1 protein-coding gene is annotated in these 1,057 nt (G+C 39.2%); it reads left to right on the forward strand.

The window, feature by feature from the left end:
- The first annotated feature begins 117 nt into the window (after positions 1-117).
- Complete coding sequence (locus VU18_RS15995) at positions 118-999, forward strand: dihydrodipicolinate synthase family protein (protein ID WP_047758511.1); 882 nt, start codon at positions 118-120, stop codon at positions 997-999.
- Positions 1,000-1,057: the final 58 nt, after the last annotated feature.

Here is a 1,057-nt window from a genome sequence, read left to right on the forward strand (position 1 = left end):
CAACTAGCACCACGGGTTATGTATAAAAAATTTACATAATTATCAAGAAAAACGTTGGTACGGATTTTGCATTAATAAAGAATATGAATAGAAATTAAACAGAAAGGGGAATTTCAAATGGCAAGGTTTGAGGGAGTTTATGTTGCGCTTGTTACTCCATTTACAGTAAATTTTGAAGTCGATTATAAAAGATTGTATGAGCTATGCGATTGGCTTATTCAAGAAGGTGTGCAAGGACTGGTTCCTACAGGATCACTTGGTGAATACGCTACTTTTACTCCTGAAGAAAGAGCAAAGGTAGTCGAAACTGTCATTGAAGCTTCTCGGGGACGTGTGCCGGTTGTTGTTGGTGCCGCTGCTCCATCTACGCAACAAGTAATAAAATGGGTTGAACATGCAAAGGACTCCGGAGCAGAAGGTGTTATGGTACTTCCGCCTATTAACTACAAACCTCTAAGAAATGAGATTATCGCCCATTATGAAGCTATTAATAAAGTCGGCATTCCTATTGTTGCCTATAATAATCCTAGGGATTATCCAACGGATTTAACTCCTGATTTGCTCGAAGAGATTGCCAAATTTGAAAATGTTGTTGCTGTAAAAGAGTTTTCAGGTGATATCCGTCGCATGCATGATATTCTAGACAGAACAGATTTAGAAGTCATGGTTGGCGTCGATGACTTATCATTAGAAGGTCCTATGATAGGAGCAACAGGATGGATTGCCGGTGTTCCTAACGCATTGCCTAAAGAAGGAGTTCAATTATTCAATTTGGCCAAAGGTGGAAAAATAGACGAAGCATTGAAACTTTATCGTCGTCTCCTCCCTTTATTTCATTACGATGCTAGCCCTCAATTGGTTCAATATATTAAGTATATGATGGAATTAGCTGGACAACCTGTTGGTCCTGCGCGTCCACCTAGACTACCATTACCTCAAGAAGAATACGAAAAGGTAAAAAGGGACTTCGAGAGAGCAGTAGAAAAAGTTCAACATTAATTGTAATAGAAAGGGTAAGGAGTCTTCCTTATCCTTTACCTTTTCCGTGAAAATGCAG

The sequence above is a fragment of the Geobacillus sp. ZGt-1 genome (assembly GCF_001026865.1).
Taxonomy (GTDB): Bacteria; Bacillota; Bacilli; order Bacillales; family Anoxybacillaceae; genus Geobacillus; species Geobacillus thermoleovorans.